Annotated in this window: 3 protein-coding genes; all 3 read left to right on the top strand. The window is 75.7% G+C overall.

Annotation, left to right across the window (positions count from 1 at the left end; all coding sequences use genetic code 11):
• Nucleotides 1–254 precede the first annotated feature (254 nt).
• Nucleotides 255–5,228 carry a type I polyketide synthase gene (locus tag ACQKM2_RS33935; protein WP_427716723.1) on the top strand — a complete coding sequence of 1,658 codons (4,974 nt, stop codon included), beginning with the start codon at nucleotides 255–257 and terminating at the stop codon, nucleotides 5,226–5,228.
• A 58-nt stretch (nucleotides 5,229–5,286) separates the two neighbouring features.
• Nucleotides 5,287–16,533, top strand: a complete 11,247-nt coding sequence (locus tag ACQKM2_RS33930; RefSeq protein WP_427716711.1) for a type I polyketide synthase — start codon at nucleotides 5,287–5,289, stop codon at nucleotides 16,531–16,533.
• Nucleotides 16,496–18,885 (top strand): type I polyketide synthase (locus ACQKM2_RS33925; protein WP_427716720.1); only part of this gene is annotated, 2,390 nt, incomplete at its 3' end. The genes ACQKM2_RS33930 and ACQKM2_RS33925, both read left to right, overlap by 38 nt.

Raw genomic sequence — 18,885 nt, 5'->3', positions numbered from 1 at the left:
CCGCCCGCGGCGCGCAAGCGCCCGGGATGCGTGAACTCGCCGCCCTGGAAGCCGTACTGGCGGACGCCGACCCGGACGGCGACGCCCGCGACACCGTCGCCAAGCGCCTGGAGGCGCTGCTGTGGAAGTGGCGCGGCACCGAGACGGAAGGCGACGTCCTCGACGACGAAGCCCTCGCCTCGGTGACGGACGACGAGATCTTCGCACTGATCGACAAGGAACTGGGAGCTTCCTGACCTGCTCCTGCGTCCCATATCCACTTAGGAGTACCGAGCATGTCGACGAGCAACGAAGAGAAGCTCCGCGAATACCTCAAGCGCGTCACAGCCGATCTGAGCCGTACCAAGCAGCAGCTGCGCGACGCCGAGGACGCCGGGTCCGAGCCGATCGCCATCGTCTCGATGGCCTGCCGCTTCCCGGGCGGGGTCACCGACCCCGAGGGCTTCTGGAACCTCGTGGCGTCCGGTACCGACGCGATCGGCCCCTTCCCGGCCGACCGCGGCTGGGACACCGACCTGTACGACCCCGACCCCGACGCCCCCGGCAAGACGTACGTCCGCGAGGGCGGCTTCCTCCAGGGAGCCACCCTCTTCGACCCGGAACTCTTCGGCATCTCGCCGCGCGAGGCGGCCGCCATGGACCCGCAGCAGCGGCTGTTCCTGGAGACCGCCTGGGAGACGCTGGAGCGCGCCGGCTACGACCCGCTGTCGCTGAAGGGCACCGGGACGGGCGTCTTCGTCGGCGCCGTCGCCTCCGACTACGCCTCCCGGCTGGACGCCCTGCCGGACGGCGTCGAGGGCTACATCGGCACCGGCACCATGTCGAGCGTCCTGTCCGGCCGGGTCGCCTACACCTTCGGGCTGGCCGGCCCCGCCGTCACCGTCGACACCGCCTGCTCCTCCGGCCTGGTCGCCCTGCACCTGGCCGTGCAGGCCCTGCGCCAGGGCGAGTGCTCGCTCGCCCTGGCCGCGGGCGTGGCCGTCATGGCCAGCCCCGCCGCGTTCGTCGAGTTCAGCCGGCAGCGCGCGCTGGCCGCCGACGGCCGCTGCAAGGCCTTCGGCGCCGACGCCGACGGCACCACCTGGGCCGAGGGCGCCGGCGTCCTGCTCGTGGAGCGCCTCTCCGACGCGCGCCGCAACGGCCACCAGGTCCTCGCCGTCATCCGCGGCTCCGCCCTCAACCAGGACGGCGCCAGCAACGGCCTCACCGCCCCCAGCGAGCCCGCGCAGCAGGAGGTCATCCGCCGCGCCCTCGCCAACGCCCGGCTCACCCCGCAGGACGTGGACGCCGTCGAGGCCCACGGCACCGGCACCTCCCTCGGCGACCCGATCGAGGCGCAGGCCCTGCTCGCCACCTACGGGCAGGAGCACTCCGCCGACCAGCCGCTGTGGCTCGGCTCGTCGAAGTCCAACATCGGACACGGCGGTCCCGTCGCCGGCATCGCCGGCGTCATCAAGATGGTGCAGGCCCTGCGCCACGCCGTGCTCCCCAAGACCCTGCACGCCGACGAGCCGTCCCCGCACATCGACTGGTCCTCCGGCGGCGTCCGGCTGCTCAACGAGTCCCGCGACTGGACGCGCCGCGGCGAGGAACCCCGCCGCGCCGGCGTGTCCTCCTTCGGCGTCAGCGGTACGAACGCCCACGTCATCCTCGAAGAGGCCGCCCCGGCCGACCTGCCGGCCGCGCCGTCCCCCGAGGACGGCGGCGCGCCCGTGCCGTGGATCCTCTCCGGCCGCACCCGGGCCGCCCTCCGCGAGCAGGCCGCCCGCCTCCTGGACCACGTCCGGGACGGCGCCGCGCCCGCCTCCACCGGCTTCTCGCTGGCCACCACCCGCACCGCCCACCCGGTGCGCGGCGCGGTCGTCGCCGCCAAGCACGAGGAGTTCCTCGCCGGACTCGCCGAGCTCGCCGAGGGCGACACCACCGGCGTCACCGCCGCCGCCGGCGCGGACCGCCCCGTCTTCGTCTTCCCCGGCCAGGGCTCCCAGTGGGCCGGCATGGCCGTCGAACTGTACGACTCCTCCCCGGTGTTCGCCGCCCGCCTGGAGGAGTGCGCCCAGGCCCTGGCCCCGCACACCGACTGGTCGCTGCTGGACGTGCTCCGCCAGAAGGACGGCGCCCCCGGCTTCGACCGCGTCGACGTCGTCCAGCCCGCCCTGTGGGCCGTCATGGTCTCCCTCGCCGAGCTGTGGCGCTTCCACGGGGTGCGCCCGGCCGCCGTACTGGGCCACTCGCAGGGCGAGATCGCCGCCGCGGCGGTGTCCGGCGCCCTGTCGCTCCAGGACGCCGCGAAGGTGTCCGCGCTGCGGGCGAAGGCCATCGTGGCCCTGGCCGGCAAGGGCGGCATGGTGTCCGTCGCGGACGTCGCCGACGCCGTGGCGGAACGTATCTCCGCCTGGGGCGACCGGCTCGCCCTCGCCTCCGTCAACGGCCCCCGCTCCACCGTCGTCTCCGGCGACCCGGAGGCCCTGGACGAGCTGATGGCGGCCTGCGAGGCCGACGGCGTCCGCGCCCGCCGCATCAACGTCGACTACGCCTCCCACTCCGCGCAGGTCGAGTCCATCCGCGACGAGGTCCTCGCCCTGCTCGCCGGCATCCAGCCGCGTACGGCCGAGGTCCCCTTCTTCTCCACCGTGACGGGGGAGTGGGCCGACGGCTCCGAGCTGGACGCCGAGTACTGGTACACCAACCTGCGCACCACCGTCCGCTTCGAGGACGGCGTCCGCAGCCTCCTGGCCTCCGGCCACGGCCTGTTCGTCGAGGCCAGCGCCCACCCCGTCCTCACCATCGGCGTCCAGGAGACCATCGACGACGCCGACGCGCCGGCCGCCGCCTCCGCCGTCACCCTCGCCACCCTGCGCCGCGACGAGGGCGGCCCGCAGCGCTTCCTCACCTCCCTCGCCGAAGCCTGGACCCGCGGCGCCGCCGTCACCTGGCCCACCGCCTTCCCCGAGGGCGCGCAGCGCGTCGACCTGCCCACGTACGCCTTCCAGCACCGCCCCTACTGGCTCGACGCCGCACCCGCGGACCCGGCGGCCCCCGCCCCGGCCGCGCACGGCGGCGACGAGGTCGACGCCGCCTTCTGGGCGGCCGTGGACAGCGGCGACCTGGCCCCCCTCGGCGTCGGCGCCGACCAGCCCCTCGGCGAGGCCCTGCCCACCCTGGCAGCCTGGCGCCGCACCCGACGCGAGAAGTCCGCGATCGACTCCTGGCGCTACCGCACCGTGTGGACCGTCGCCGAGACCGCCGCACCGCAGCTCACCGGCACCTGGCTCATCGTGGAGTCCGAAGGCGGCGACGACGCGCTCGCCGCGGCCGCCGCCGACCGCCTCGCCGCCCAGGGCGCCCGCACCGTCCGCATCCCCGTCGACGTGTGGGCCGCCGACCGCTACACCCTCGCCCAGCAGCTCCACCAGGAACTCACCGTCGAGGGCGAGGACCGCGTCACCGGCATCCTGTCCCTGCTGTCCCTCGACGAGCGGCCCCACCCCGACCACCCGGAGCTCCCGCTCGGCCTGGCCGGCACCGTCACCCTCGTGCAGGCGGTCCTCCAGGTCCGCGAACTCGCCGAGTTCGACGCCCCCGTCTGGTCCCTCACCCAGGGCGCCGTCTCCGTCGGCGACTCCGACCCGCTCACCAGCCCCGTCCAGGCCACCGTCTGGGGCCTGGCCCGCGTCCTCGTCCAGGAGCACCCGCGGCTGTGGGGCGGCATCGTCGACCTGCCGCAGCAGCCCGACGAGGAAGCCTGGAAGCGGCTCGCCGGCATCCTCACGGAGCCCGGCGACGAGGACCAGCTCGCCGTACGCTCCTGGAACGTCCTGGTCCGCAGGCTGGTCCGGGCCCCCCTCGGCGACACCGAACCGGCCCGCACCTGGCAGCCGGCCGGCACCGCCCTCGTCACCGGCGGCACCGGCGGCCTCGGCGCGCAGACCGCCCGCTGGCTCGCCCGCGCGGGCGCCGAACACCTGCTGCTGATCAGCCGCAGCGGACCCGGCGCCCCCGGCGCCGACGCCCTGGAAGCCGAACTCACCGCCCTCGGCGCCCGGGTCACCATCGCCGCCGCCGACGTCAGCGACGCGGCCGCGCTCGCCGCCGTCATCGACGCACTCCCGGCCGACGCCCCGCTCACCTCGGTGTTCCACACCGCCGCCGTCCTCGACGACGGCATGGTCGACTCGCTCACCCCCGACCGCATGGAACGCGTCCTCGCCGTCAAGGCGCGCGGCGCCCTCAACCTCCAGGAACTGACCCGCGACAAGGAGCTCACGGCCTTCGTCCTGTTCTCCTCCTTCGGCGCCGCCTACGGCTCCGCGGGCCTGGGCAACTACACCCCCGGCAACACCTTCCTCGACGCCCTCGCCGAGCAGCGCCGCGCCCTCGGCCTGCCCGCCACCGCCGTCGTGTGGGGCACCTGGGAGGGCAGCGGCATGGCCGACAACGGCGTCGGCGAACGCGCCCGCCTCCAGGGCGTCTGGGAACTCCCCCCGGAGCTCGCCACCGCCGCGCTCCAGCAGTCCCTCGACCACGAGGAGACCAGCCCCGTCATCATCGACATCCGCTGGGACAGCTTCTCGCTGGGCACCAACACCGAACGCGACAGCCCCCTGTTCGAGATGGTTCCCGAGGCGGCGAAGCTCCTCGCCCAGGCCGAGGCCACCGCCGCCGCCGAGGCAGAGGCCGCCGACGGCGCCGCCGACGCCCTGCTGCACCGGCTCACCGGCCTCCCGCCGGCCGAACAGGACCGCGTCCTGCTCGACCTGGTCCGCAAGCAGGCCGCCTCCGTCCTCGGCCACGGCACCGCCGGCCCGGAGGCCCTCGCCGCCGTCGGCCCCCAGCGGGCCTTCCGCGAGCTGGGCTTCGACTCCCTCAGCGCGGTCGAACTACGCAACCGGCTCGGCGCCGCCACCGGCCTGAGCCTGCCCTCCACCCTGGTCTTCGACCACCCGACGCCCGTCGAGCTCGCCGCCCTGCTGCGCACCGAACTCCTCGGCGACACCGACGGCGTGGACCCGCTCCTCGACGAGATCGACCGGCTCGGCGGCGCCCTCGCCGCGGCCGCGCAGGCCGGCCCCGAGGACCGCGGCCGGATCAGCGGCAGGCTCCACGCCCTGCTCGCCGCCTGGAACGCCACCGGAGCGGACGCGGCGCCCGCCTCCGACGCAGACCTCGACGCGGCCTCGGACAGCGAGCTCTTCGACCTGCTCGACGACGAGTTGGAGACGCAGTGACCCCGCGCCCGCAACGACCGCGCCGTGTTGGCTTCCCGTTCCCGGTAGGTGAGTGACGTTGAGCACGAACAATGAAGACAAGCTCCGCGAATATCTGAAGCGGGCCACCGCCGACCTGCGCAACGCGCGCCGGCGCGTCAAGGAGCTCGAAGAGCCCGAGCCCGTGGCCGTCGTCCGCATGGCCTGCCGCTTCCCCGGACAGGTCACCACCCCCGAACAGCTGTGGGACCTCGTCGCCGACGGCCGCGACGGCATCGGCGGCTTCCCCGAGGACCGCGGCTGGGACCTCGACGCCCTCTACGACCCCGACCCCGACCGGATCGGCACCTCCTACACCAAGCAGGGCGGCTTCCTCCAGGACGTCCCCGGCTTCGACGCGCAGCTGTTCGGCATCTCGCCGCGCGAGGCCCTCGCCATGGACCCGCAGCAGCGGCTGCTGCTGGAGGCCTCCTGGGAGGTCCTGGAGCGCGCCGGATACGACCCGACCTCGCTCAAGGGCAGCCGCACCGGTGTGTTCGTCGGCGCCTCCTCCTCCAGCTACGCCACCGACCTCGACTCCGTCCCCGACGACGTCGAGGGCTACCTCGGCACGGGCAGCGCGGCCGCCGTCGTCTCGGGCCGCCTCGCCTACACCTTCGGGCTGGAGGGCCCGGCCGTCACCGTCGACACCGCCTGCTCCTCCTCGCTGGTCGCCCTGCACCTGGCCGTGCAGGCCCTGCGCCAGGACGAGTGCTCCCTCGCGCTGGCCGCCGGCGTCACCGTCATGTCCACCCCCGGCCTGTTCGTCGAGTTCAGCCGCCAGCGCGGCCTCGCCGCCGACGGCCGCTGCAAGGCCTTCGCCGACTCCGCCGACGGCACCGGCTTCGCCGAGGGCATCGGCGTCCTGCTGCTGGAGCGGCTCTCCGACGCCCGCCGCAACGGCCACGAGGTCCTCGCCGTGATCCGCGGCTCCGCCGTCAACCAGGACGGCGCCAGCAACGGCCTCACCGCCCCCAACGGCCCCTCCCAGGTCCGCGTCATCAAGCAGGCCCTCGCCAACGCCCGCGTCACCGCCGCCGACGTCGACGCCGTCGAGGCCCACGGCACCGGCACCACCCTCGGCGACCCCATCGAGGCCCAGGCCCTGCTGACCGCCTACGGCAAGAACCGCCCCGAGGACCGGCCGCTGTGGCTCGGCTCCGTCAAGTCCAACATCGGCCACACCCAGGCCGCCGCCGGCATGGCCGGCGTGATGAAGATGGTCATGGCCATGCGCCACGGCCTGCTGCCCCGCACCCTCCACGTCGACACGCCCACCAGCCAGGTCGACTGGTCGTCCGGCTCCGTACGGCTGCTGCGCGAACCCGTCGAGTGGACCCCCCGCGACGGCGGCCCGCGCCGCGCCGGCGTCTCCGCCTTCGGCGTCGGCGGCACCAACGCCCACGTCATCCTCGAACAGGACGCCGCCCCCGACGGCACCGAAGCCACCCCGGCCGCTCCCGCCGCCACCCCGGCGGTCCTCGCCACCCCGCTGATCCCGTGGGCCCTCTCCGGCCACACCCCGGGCGCCCTGCGCGCCCAGGCCGACCGGCTGCGCGCCTTCGCGGCCCGCGAGGACGCGCCGGGCCCCGCCGACGTCGCCCACTCCCTGGCCACCACCCGCGCCGCCCTGGAGCAGCGCGCCGTGGTCGTCGCCGTAGGCGACAACGGCTTCCAGGAGGGCCTCGCAGCCCTCGCCGACGCCGCGCCCGGCACCGCCACCGTCGTCCAGGGCGCCACCCTGCCCGGCTCCGGGACCGTCCTCGTCTTCCCCGGCCAGGGCTCCCAGTGGGCCGGCATGGCCGTCGAGCTCTACGAGGCCTCCCCGGTGTTCGCGGCCCGCCTCGACGCGTGCGCCGAGGCCCTCGCCCCGCACACCGACTGGTCGCTGCTGGACGTGCTGCGGCAGGAGGACGGTGCGCCCGGCTTCGACCGCGTCGACGTGGTCCAGCCGGCGCTGTGGGCGGTGATGGTGTCGCTGGCCGAGCTGTGGAAGGCCGCCGGTGTCGTTCCGGCGGCGGTCGTCGGGCACTCGCAGGGCGAGATCGCCGCCGCGGCCGTCTCCGGTGCCCTGACACTGGAGGACGCCGCGAAGGTGTCCGCGCTGCGCGCCCGCGCCATCGTGGCCCTGGCCGGCAAGGGCGGCATGGTGTCCGTCGCCGACACCGCCGACGCCGTGGCGGAACGTATCGCCGCCTGGGGCGACCGGCTCGCCCTCGCCTCCGTCAACGGCCCCCGCTCCACCGTCGTCTCCGGCGACCCGGAGGCCCTGGACGAGCTGATGGCGGCCTGCGAGGCCGACGGCGTCCGCGCCCGCCGCATCAACGTCGACTACGCCTCCCACTCCGCGCAGGTCGAGTCCATCCGCGACGAGGTCCTCGCCCTGCTCGCCGGCATCGAACCGCGCACCGCCGAGATCCCGTTCTTCTCCACCGTCACCGCCGGCTTCGTCGACGGCACGGAACTCGACGCCGAGTACTGGTACACCAACCTGCGCACCACCGTCCGCTTCGAGGAGGCCGTCCGCGCCCTCCTCGCCGAGGGCCACGGCGTCTTCGTCGAGTCCAGCGCCCACCCGGTGCTGACCATCGGCGTCCAGGAGACCATCGACACCACGGCCGCCGCCGCCGTCACCCTCGGCTCCCTGCGCCGCGACGAGGGCGGCCCGCGCCGCTTCCTCACCTCCCTCGCCGAAGCCTGGGTCCACGGCGCCCCCGTCGACTGGGCGGCACTCGTCGCCCCGCACGGCCCCCGCCCCGTGGAGCTGCCCACCTACGCCTTCCAGCAGCAGCGCTACTGGCTGGAGGCGGCCGCGCCCGCCGAGCCGGCGGGCGGGACCCCGCCCGCCGACGAGACCGAGGCACGCTTCTGGGACGCCGTCGAACGCGAGGACCTCGAAGCCCTCGCCGGCACCCTCGACCTGGAGGAGCGCCGCGCCCTCGGCGAGCTGCTGCCCGCCCTGTCCTCCTGGCGCCGCCGCCGCCGCGAACGCTCCACCGTCGACTCCTGGCGCTACCGCGTCTCCTGGGACCGCCTCCCCGAGCCCGCCCCGGCGCCGCTGACCGGCACCTGGCTGGTCGTGCTGCCCGCCGACCCCGCCCACGAGTCCCTCGCCGCCGACTGCGCCGCCGCGCTCGCCCGGCACGGCGCCTCGACCGTCACCGTACGCGCCACCGGCACCGACCGGACCGCGCTCGCCGAACTGATCCGCACCGCCGTCTCCGCCTCCGAGATCACGGGGGTCCTCTCCCTCGCCGGCCTCGGCACCGACGGCGCCCTGCACGGCCTCGTCCTCGCCCAGGCCCTCACCGACGCCGACGTGACCGGCGCCCGGCTCTGGACCGTGACCCGCGGCGCCGTCTCCACCGGCCGCTCCGACGACGCCCCCGACCCCGCCCAGGCACAGGTCTGGGGCCTGGGCCGGGTCGTCGCACTGGAACAGCCCCGCAGCTGGGGCGGCCTCGTCGACCTGCCGCAGGGCGCCGACGAACGCGCCCTGACCAGGCTCGTCCAGATCCTCGCCGGAGGCGCCGGCGACGAGGACCAGATCGCCGTCCGAGGCTCCGGCACCTTCGGCCGCCGCCTCGTCCGCGCCGCCCTCGACGACCGCGAACCGGCCCGCGACTGGCGCCCGTACGGCACCGTCCTCGTCACCGGCGGCACCGGCGGAGTCGGCGCGCACGTCGCCCGCTGGCTCGCCGCCGCCGGCGCCGAACGCCTCGTGCTGGCCGGCCGCCGCGGCCCCGACGCCCCCGGCGCCGCCGAACTCCTCACGGAACTCCGCGCCCTGGGCGCCGAGGCCGAAGCCGTGGCCTGCGACGTCGCCGACCGCGACGCGGTTGCCGCACTGCTGGCCGCCGTACCCGACGCCACCCCCCTCACCGCCGTCGTGCACGCCGCCGGCGTCCCCCAGTCCACCGTCCTGGAGGACGTCACCCCCGAGGAGTTCGAGCGGATCCTCGCCGGCAAGGCCGCCGGCGCCACCCACCTCGACGAACTCCTCGGCGACACCGCCCTGGACGCCTTCGTCCTCTTCTCCTCCAACTCCGGCGTGTGGGGCGCCGCCGGACACACCGCCTACGCCGCGGCCAACGCCCACCTCGACGCGCTCGCCGAACGCCGCCGGGCCCGCGGCCTCACCGCCACCTCCGTCGCCTGGGGCGCCTGGGGCGGCGGCGGCATCATGGAGACCGCCGGCGCCCAGGAGTACATGAGCCGCCGCGGCGTCCTGGAGATGGACCCGGTCACCGCCCTGTCCGCGCTGCTCCAGGCCGTCGAACACGACGAGGCGTTCGTCGCCGTCGCCGACGTCGACTGGTCCCGCTTCGCGCCCGGCTTCACCGCCACCCGCCCCAGCCCGCTGCTCACCGGCATCCCCGAGGCCCGCGAGGCCACCCGGGCCGCCCGCGCCGACGAGGCCGCCGACGGACCCGAAGGCCCCTCCGGCGAATTCGCCCGCCGCCTGCGGCAGGCCCCCGAGGGCGAGCGGGACACCCTCCTCCTCGACCTGGTCCGCCGCGAGGCGGCCGCCGTCCTCGGCCACCCCTCCCTCGACGCGATCGAACCCGGACGCGCCTTCAAGGCCACCGGCTTCGACTCGCTGACCTCCGTCGACCTGCGCAACCGGCTCACCGCCGCCACCGGCCTCACCCTGCCCGCCACGATGGTCTTCGACCACCCCACCCCGCAGGCCGTCGCCGCCCTGCTGCGCACCGGACTCCTCGGCGCCGAGGACACCGCCGGCACGGCCGGCGCCGCCGCCACCCGGGCCGTCGCCTCCGACGAGCCCATCGCCATCGTCTCCATGAGCTGCCGCTACCCCGGCGGGATCACCTCGCCCGAGGACATGTGGCAGCTCGTCTCCGAAGGCCGCGACGCCATCGGCGGCTTCCCCGCCGACCGCGGCTGGAACCTCGACGGCTTCTACGACCCCGACCGCGCCAAGGCCGGTACGAGCTACGTCCGCGAGGGCGGCTTCGTCGACACCGCCACCCACTTCGACCCCGGCTTCTTCGGCATCTCGCCCCGCGAGGCCCTCACCATGGACCCGCAGCAGCGCCTCCTCCTGGAGACCGCCTGGGAGGTCTTCGAACGGGCCGGCCTCGACCCGGACACCCTCAAGGGCAGCAGCACCGGCGTGTTCATCGGAGCCGGATACCCCGGCTACGGCCACGGCGTGCAGATGCCCGAAGGCTCCGACGGCCAGATGCTGTTCGGCGCCTCCGCCGCCGTCGCCTCCGGCCGCCTCGCCTACACCTTCGGCCTGGAGGGCCCGGCCGTCACCGTCGACACCATGTGCTCCTCCTCCCTGACCGCCCTGCACCTCGCCGTGCAGGCCCTGCGCACCGGGGACTGCCGCATGGCTCTCGCCGGCGGCGCGATGGTCATGTGCTCGCCCGGCGTCTTCATCGGCTTCAGCCAGCAGGGCGGACTCTCCCCCTCGGGCCGCTGCAAGTCCTTCTCCGAGGACGCCGACGGCACCGGCTGGTCCGAGGGCGTCGGCGTGATCATGCTGGAGCGCCTCTCCGACGCACAGGCCAACGGCCACCAGGTCCTCGCCGTCATCCGCGGTACGGCCGCCAACCAGGACGGCGCCAGCAACGGGCTCTCCGCCCCCAGCGGCCCCGCCCAGCAGCGCGTCATCCGCGCGGCCCTCGCCGACGCCGGACTCGACCCCGCCGACGTCGACGCAGTCGAGGCCCACGGCACCGGCACCACCCTCGGCGACCCCATCGAGGCCGGAGCCCTGCTCGCCACCTACGGCCAGGCCCACACCGCCGACCAGCCCCTGTGGCTGGGCTCCCTCAAGTCCAACCTGGGCCACTCCCAGGCCGCCTCCGGCGTCGCCGGCGTCATCAAGACCGTCATGGCGCTGCGCCACGGCCTGCTGCCCAAGACCCTCCACGTCGCCGAGCCGTCCCGCGAGATCGACTGGTCCTCGGGCGCCGTGGAACTGCTGACCGAGGCCCGGCCGTGGCCCGAGACCGGCCGCCCGCGCCGCGCCGGCGTGTCCTCCTTCGGCGGCAGCGGCACCAACGTCCACGTCGTGCTGGAGCAGGCACCGCCCGCCGAGGAGCCCGCCCGCGTCCCCGCCGTCCCGGCCTTCCCGGCCGCCGCACTGCCCTGGATCCTCTCCGGACGCGGTACGGCCGCCCTGCACGCCCAGGCCGGCCGGCTGCGGGAGTTCGCCGCTGCCGAGGACGCCGGGGCGCCCCGCCCCGTGGACGTCGCCTGGTCGCTGGCCACCACCCGGGCCGCCCTCGAACGCCGTGCCGCCGTCCAGGCCGACGACCGCACCGGACTCCTCACCGCGCTCACCGCCCTGGCCGAGGGCACGCCCGCCGCCGGCGTCACCGAGGGCGCCGTCGTCAAGGGCACCGGCCGCCCGGTGTTCGTCTTCCCCGGCCAGGGCTCCCAGTGGGCCGGGATGGCGGTGGAGCTGTACGACTCCTCGCCGGTCTTCGCCGCCCGCCTCGACGACTGCGAGCGCGCCCTGGCCCCGCACACGGACTGGTCGCTGCTGGACGTGCTCCGCCAGAAGGACGGCGCCCCCGGCTTCGACCGCGTCGACGTCGTCCAGCCCGCCCTGTGGGCCGTGATGGTGTCCCTCGCCGAGCTGTGGAAGGCCGTCGGCGTCGTCCCGGCGGCGGTCGTCGGGCACTCGCAGGGCGAGATCGCCGCCGCGGCCGTCTCCGGCGCCCTGTCGCTGGAGGACGCGGCGAAGGTGTCGGCGCTGCGTGCCAAGGCGCTGCTCGCGCTGGCGGGCAAGGGCGGCATGGTGTCCGTCGCCGCCACCGCCGACGCGGTGGCGGAACGGATCGCCGCCTGGGCCGACCGGCTCGCGCTCGCCTCCGTCAACGGCCCGCAGTCGACGGTCGTCTCCGGTGATCCGCAGGCCCTGGACGAGCTGATGGCGGCCTGCGAGGCCGACGGCGTCCGCGCCCGCCGCATCAACGTGGACTACGCGTCCCACGGCCCCCAGGTCGAGTCCATCCGCGACGAGGTCATCGGCCTCCTGGCGGGCATCGAACCGCGCACCGCCGAGATCCCGTTCTTCTCCACCGTCACGGGGGAGTGGGCCGACGGCTCCGAGCTCGACGCCGAGTACTGGTACACCAACCTCCGCCGCACCGTCCGCTTCCAGGACGCCGTCAGCGCCCTGCTGGAGCGCGGACACAAGGTCTTCGTCGAGTCCAGCGCCCACCCGGTGCTGACCATCGGCGTCCAGGAGACCATCGAGGCCGCCGGCACCTCCGCCGTCACCCAGGGCACCCTGCGCCGCGACGAAGGCGGAGCCCAGCGCTTCCTCGCCTCCCTCGCCGAAGCCTGGACGCACGGCGCCCCCGTCGACTGGGACGCCGTCCACGCCGGCCAGGACGCCGCGCGCGTCGACCTGCCCACGTACGCCTTCCAGAACGAGCCCTTCTGGCCCGAACCGCTGCCGCCCTACTCCGGCGACGCCACCGGCTTCGGGCTCTCCGACGCCGGGCACCCGCTGCTCGGCGCGGCCGTCGGCCTCGCGGGCGGCGAAGGCCTGCTGTTCACCGGCCGGATCGCCCCCGACACCCAGTCCTGGCTCGCCGACCACGCGGTGTCCGGCACGCCGATCCTCCCCGGCACGGCCTTCGTCGAACTGGCCGTCCGCGCCGGCGACGAAGCCGGGTTCACCCTGCTGGACGAGCTCACCCTCGAAGCACCGCTGGTCCTCCCGGCCCGCGGCGGCGTCCACCTCCAGGTGCTGGTCGGCCCCGACGGCGCCGCCGGCACCCGCCCGGTCACCATCCACTCCCGCGCCGAGGACGCACCCGCCGACCTGCCCTGGACCCGCCACGCCAGCGGCGTCCTCGCCCGGGACGTCCGCGCCCCCGGCCACGACCTGACCGCCTGGCCGCCCGCCGGCGCCGAACCCGTCGACCTCGACGGCTTCTACGCCGCCGCGGCCGAGACCGGCTACCAGTTCGGCCCCGCCTTCCAGGGCCTGCGCGCCGCCTGGCGCCAGGAATCCACCGGGGACGTCTTCGCCGAGGTCGCGCTGCCCGACAGCCACCAGGGCGAAGCGGCCCGCTACCTCCTGCACCCCGCCCTGCTCGACGCCGCACTGCACGCCATGCGGCTCGGCGAGTTCATCGAACTGACCGGCCAGGCCCGGCTGCCCTTCGCCTGGAGCGGCGTCTCCCTCCACGCGGCCGGCGCCGGCACCCTGCGGGTCCGCGTCAGCGCGGCGGGCACCGACACCATCGCGGTGGACGTCGCCGACGCCGCCGGAGCACCGGTCGCCACCGTCGACGCGCTCGTCCTGCGCCCCGTCGACACGGCCACCCTGCGCCAGGGCGGCGACGGCGCCACCGACGGGCTGTTCCGCCTCGACTGGACGGAACTTCCCGCCGGGGCCGACGCCTCCGCCGCCGGGAACTGGGCCGTCCTCGGCTCCGACACAGCCGGCATCGCGGCCGCCCTGGAGGGCGCGGGCGCCGCCGTCGACCGGTACGAGGACCTCGCGGCCCTCGCCGCCGCCGACGGCACGGCCCTGCCGCAGACCGTGGTCCTGCCGTACGGGGACCCGGCCGCCGGCCCGGCCCCGGACGGCGCGCTCGACCGGGTCCACGCCGACGCGGCCGCCCTGCTCGCCACCGTGCAGGAGTGGGTGGCCGGGGAACGCTTCGCCGGATCCCGGCTGGTCGTCCTCACCCACGGCGCCGTCGCCACCCGCACCGGCGAGGACGCCACCGGCCTCGCGCACTCGCCCGCCTGGGGGCTGATCCGCTCCGCCCAGGCCGAGAACCCCGGCCGGCTCCTGATCGCCGACCTCGACACCACCGCGGAGTCCGCCGCCGCCCTGCGCGGCACCGTCGCCGCGGCCCTCGTCCACGACGAGCCGCAGACCGCGCTCCGCGCCGGCACCGCCCTGGCACCGCGCCTGGTCCGGGCCGGCTCGGGCACCGCCCTGCCGGTCCCGGACGCCGCCGCCTGGGCCCTGGACACCACCGCCGCCGGAACCCTCGACCACCTGGCCCTGCTGCCCCGGCCCGAGGCGGCCGGACCGCTGCCCGAGGGGGCGGTGCGCATCGCCGTGCACGCCGCCGGGCTCAACTTCCGTGACGTCCTGGTCTCCCTCGGGATGTACCCGGGCGGCGGCTTCATGGGCTGCGAGGCCGCCGGCGTGGTCGTCGAGACCGGCCCGGGCGTCACCCGCCTCGCCCCGGGCGACCGGGTGATGGGCATGGTGCCGTACGCCTTCGGCCCCCTCGCCGTCGCCGACGCGCAGATGGTGGCCCGCGTCCCCGCGGGCTGGTCCTTCGAGAAGGCCGCCTCCGTGCCCGCCGCGTTCCTCACCGCGTACTACGCGCTCGTGGACCTGGCCGGCCTGAAGGCGGGGGAGCGGGTGCTCGTGCACGCCGCCGCCGGCGGTGTCGGCTCGGCGGCCGTGCAGATCGCCCGCCACCTGGGCGCCGAGGTCTACGGCACGGCCAGCGAGGGCAAGTGGGACGCGCTGCGCGCGGCCGGACTCGACGACGCCCACATCGCCTCCTCCCGCGACGCCTCCTTCGAGGAGCGCTTCGCCGCCGCCACCGGCGGCGACGGCATGGACGTCGTCCTCGACTGCCTGGCCGGGGACCTCGTCGACGCCTCGCTGCGGCTCCTGCCGCGCGGCGGCCGCTTCGTCGAGCTCGGCGCCACCGACGTCCGCGACGCCGGACAGGTCGCCCAGGACCACCCGGGCGTCCACTACCGCCGCTTCGACCTGGCCGAGGCCGGTCCGCGGCGCACCGCCGCCATGCTCACCGAACTGGCGGGCCTGTTCGAGACGGACGGGCTGCGGCCGCTGCCCACCCGCACCTGGGACGTCCGGCGGGCGCCCGAGGCGTTCCGCTTCATGAGCCAGGCCAAGCACGTGGGCAAGATCGTGCTCACCGTCCCGCAGGCCTGGGACCCGGCCGGCACCGTCCTCGTCACCGGCGGCACCGGCACCCTCGGCGCGCTGCTCGCCAAGCACCTCGTCACCAACCACGGCGTACGGCACCTGCTGCTCGCCGGCCGGCGCGGCCCGGACGCCCCCGGCGCGGCCGAACTCGTCGCCGAGATCGCCGAGTCGGGCGCCACCGCCGAGGTCGTGGCCTGCGACGCCGCCGACCGCGACGCCCTGGCCGCGCTCCTCGCCGCCATCCCCGCCGACCGGCCGCTGACCGGCGTGGTCCACGCGGCCGGAGTCGTCGACGACGGCGTCTTCGCCTCGCTCACCCCGGCCCGCATGGAGCGCGCCATGCGGCCCAAGACGGACGCCGCGTGGAACCTCCACGAGCTCACCCGCGACCTGGACCTGAGCCGGTTCGTGCTCTACTCCTCGGCCGCGGGCGTGACCGGGAACTCCGGCCAGGCCAACTACGCCGCCGCCAACACCTACCTGGACGCCCTCGCCCACCACCGCCGGGCCCAGGGCCTGCCCGCCACCTCCCTCGCCTGGGGCATGTGGCACCAGACCAGCGAGCTCACGGCCGGCCTCGACGACACCGACCTGGCCCGGTTCAGCCGCGGCGGCGTCACCCCGCTCACCGCGGAGCAGGGCCTCGCCCTGTTCGACGCCGCCGTGGACCAGGACGAGGCGCTGAGCGTCCCCGTCCGGCTCGACCCGGCCGCGCTGCGCGACTCCGCCGGCGGGGCCGAACTGCCCGCGCTGTACCGCGCCCTCGTCCGCACCCCGGTGCGCCGGGCCGCGGGAACCGCCGCCGCAGCGGAACCGGACGGCTCCGCGCTCCTGCGCAAGCTCGCCGGGCTCTCTGCCGAGCGCCGCCGCGGCGTGCTGCTGGACCTCGTACGGACCAACGTGGCGGCCGTCCTCGGCCACTCCGGCACCGGATCCGTCGAGGCCGACCGTGCCTTCAAGGAGCTCGGCTTCGACTCGCTGACCGCCGTCGAACTCCGCAACCGGCTCGGCGCGGCCACCGGACTGCGGCTGCCCGCGACCATCGTCTTCGACCACCCCACCCCGGTCGAACTCGCGGACCACCTCCGGGACGAACTCGCCCCGGAGACCGCGGCGACGGACACCGCGGCCGGCCCGACGGGCGCGGACACGGCCGTCGACGAGGCGCACCTGCGGCGGGCCCTCGCCACCCTCCCGCTGGCCCGGCTGAGCGAAGCGGGCGTCCTCGACACGCTGCTGCGGCTGGCGGGCAGCCCGGCGGCCGAACCGCCCACGTCCGACCACACCGGGGCACGGGAGGACTCGATCGCCACGATGGACCTCGACGATCTCGTGTCCCTGGCCCTGGACGGCGACCACCACTGATACGCGAAGACGAGATCCGGAGATCACACCCATGAGCACCCCCTCGGAAAAGGTCGTCGAAGCGCTGCGGGCGTCGCTGACGGAGACGGAACGGCTGCGCCGGCAGAACCAGCACCTGGTGGACGCCGCGCACGAGCCCATCGCCGTCGTCGCCATGAGCTGCCGCTTCCCCGGCGGCATCGAATCCCCCGAAGACCTCTGGGAGTTCGTCGCCAAGGAGGGGGACGCCGTCTCCGGCTTCCCCGACAACCGCGGCTGGGACCTCGGCGACACGGGAACCGTCCGCGAAGCCGCGTTCGTCCCCGACGTCGACGAGTTCGACGCCGCGTTCTTCGGGATCTCGCCGCGCGAGGCCCTCGCCATGGACCCGCAGCAGCGGCTCCTGCTGGAGGCCTCCTGGGAGGCCCTGGAGCGGGCCGGCATCGACCCGGTCCGGCTCAAGGGCACCCAGACCGGCGTCTACATCGGCGCCTCCCAGCCCTCGTACGCCCAGAGCCTCGGCGACGAGGCCGAGGGCGCCGAGGGACACCTCGTCACCGGCTCCGTGGCCAGTGTGATCTCCGGCCGGCTGTCCTACACGTACGGCTTCGAGGGCCCCGCGGTCACCATCGACACCGCGTGCTCCTCCTCCCTGGTCGCCGTGCACCTCGCGGCCCAGGCGCTGCGCCAGGGCGAGTGCTCGCTCGCCCTGGCCGGCGGGGTCACCGTGATGGCGTCCCCCGGCCTGTTCGTGGGCTTCAGCGCCCAGGGCGTCATGGCCTTCAGCGGCCGCTGCAAGGCGTTCGCGGCCGGCGCCGACGGGACCTCCTTCTCCGAGGGCGTCGGCCTGGTCCTGCTGGAGAAGCTCTCCGACGCGCGCCGCAACGGCCACGAGGTGCTCGCCGTCATCCGGGGCTCCGCCATCAACCAGGACGGCGCCAGCAACGGCCTCACCGCCCCCAGCGGCAAGGCCCAGCAGCGCGTCATCCGGGCCGCCCTCGCCAACGCCCGCCTCACCGCCGACCAGGTCGACGCGGTCGAGGCCCACGGCACCGGCACCACCCTCGGCGACCCCATCGAGGCCAACGCCCTGCTCGCCACCTACGGGCGCGGCCGCCCCGACGGGCAGCCGCTGTGGCTCGGCTCCATCAAGTCCAACATCGGGCACACCCAGGCCGCGGCCGGCGTCGGCGGCGTCATCAAGACCGTCATGTCGCTGCGCCACGGCGTGCTCCCCAAGACCCTGCACGTGGACGCGCCCTCCCCGCACATCGACTGGGCCGCCGGCGACGTCGAACTCCTGCTGGAGTCCCGCCCCTGGCCCGAGACCGGCCACCCGCGGCGGGCCGCCGTGTCCTCCTTCGGCCTCAGCGGCACCAACGCGCACACCATCCTCGAAGCCGCCCCGGAAGCCCCCGAGGCCCCCGGAACCCCCGTGACCCCCGCCGCCCCGGCGATAGGCACCGGCGGGCCCCTCCCGTGGCCGCTGTCCGGCAAGGGGGCGGCGGCGCTGACCGCGCAGACCGCCCGCCTGCGGCAGTTCGTCCGCTCCGACGCGACGCTGCGGCCCGAGGACGTGGCGCTCTCCCTGGCCGCGACCCGGTCGGCGTTCGACCACCGGGCCGTGGCGTTCGGCTCCACCCGCGAGGAACTGCTCGCCGCCCTCGAAGCGCCCGCCGCGGCGGGTGTCGCGGACGCGGGCGGCAAGACGGTGTTCGTCTTCCCCGGGCAGGGTTCGCAGTGGGCCGGGATGGGTGTCGAACTCCTCGATTCCTCGCCGGTGTTCGCGGCCCGTTTCGCCGAGGTCGCGGCGGCGGTGGAGGCGCATGTCGACTGGTCGGTGGAGGAGGTGCTGCGCGGTGACGGGGAGGCCCTGACCCGGATCGAGGTCCTCCAGCCCGTCCTGTTCGCCGTGATGGTGTCCCTCGCCGAGCTGTGGCGTGCGGCGGGCGTGGAGCCCGACGCCGTCGTCGGCCACTCCCAGGGCGAGATCGCGGCGGCCGTCGTCTCCGGCGCGATCCCGCTGGAGGACGGCGCGAAGGTGGCCGTGCTCCGCTCGCAGCTCTTCGCCGACGAACTGGTCGGCAACGGCGCCGTCGCCTCCGTCTCCCTCTCCCGCGCCGAGGCCGAAACGCGCATAGCCCCGTACGGGGACGCGCTCTCGATCGCCGGGATCAACGGTCCGGGCTCGGTGACGGTGGCCGGTGAGGTGGCTCCGCTGGAGGAGCTCGTCGCCGCGCTGGAGGCCGACGGGGTCCGGGCGAAGATCGTGCCGTCCACGGTGGCCTCGCACTGCGCCCAGGTGGAGCCGCTGAAGGAGCGGATCCTGGACCTGCTGGGCTTCGTCGAGCCCCGGACCGGTGCGGTCCCGCT

This window comes from Streptomyces sp. NPDC004126, from assembly GCF_050275515.1.
Taxonomy (GTDB): Bacteria; Actinomycetota; Actinomycetes; order Streptomycetales; family Streptomycetaceae; genus Streptomyces.
This window is presented reverse-complemented; position numbering and strand designations above follow the sequence as displayed.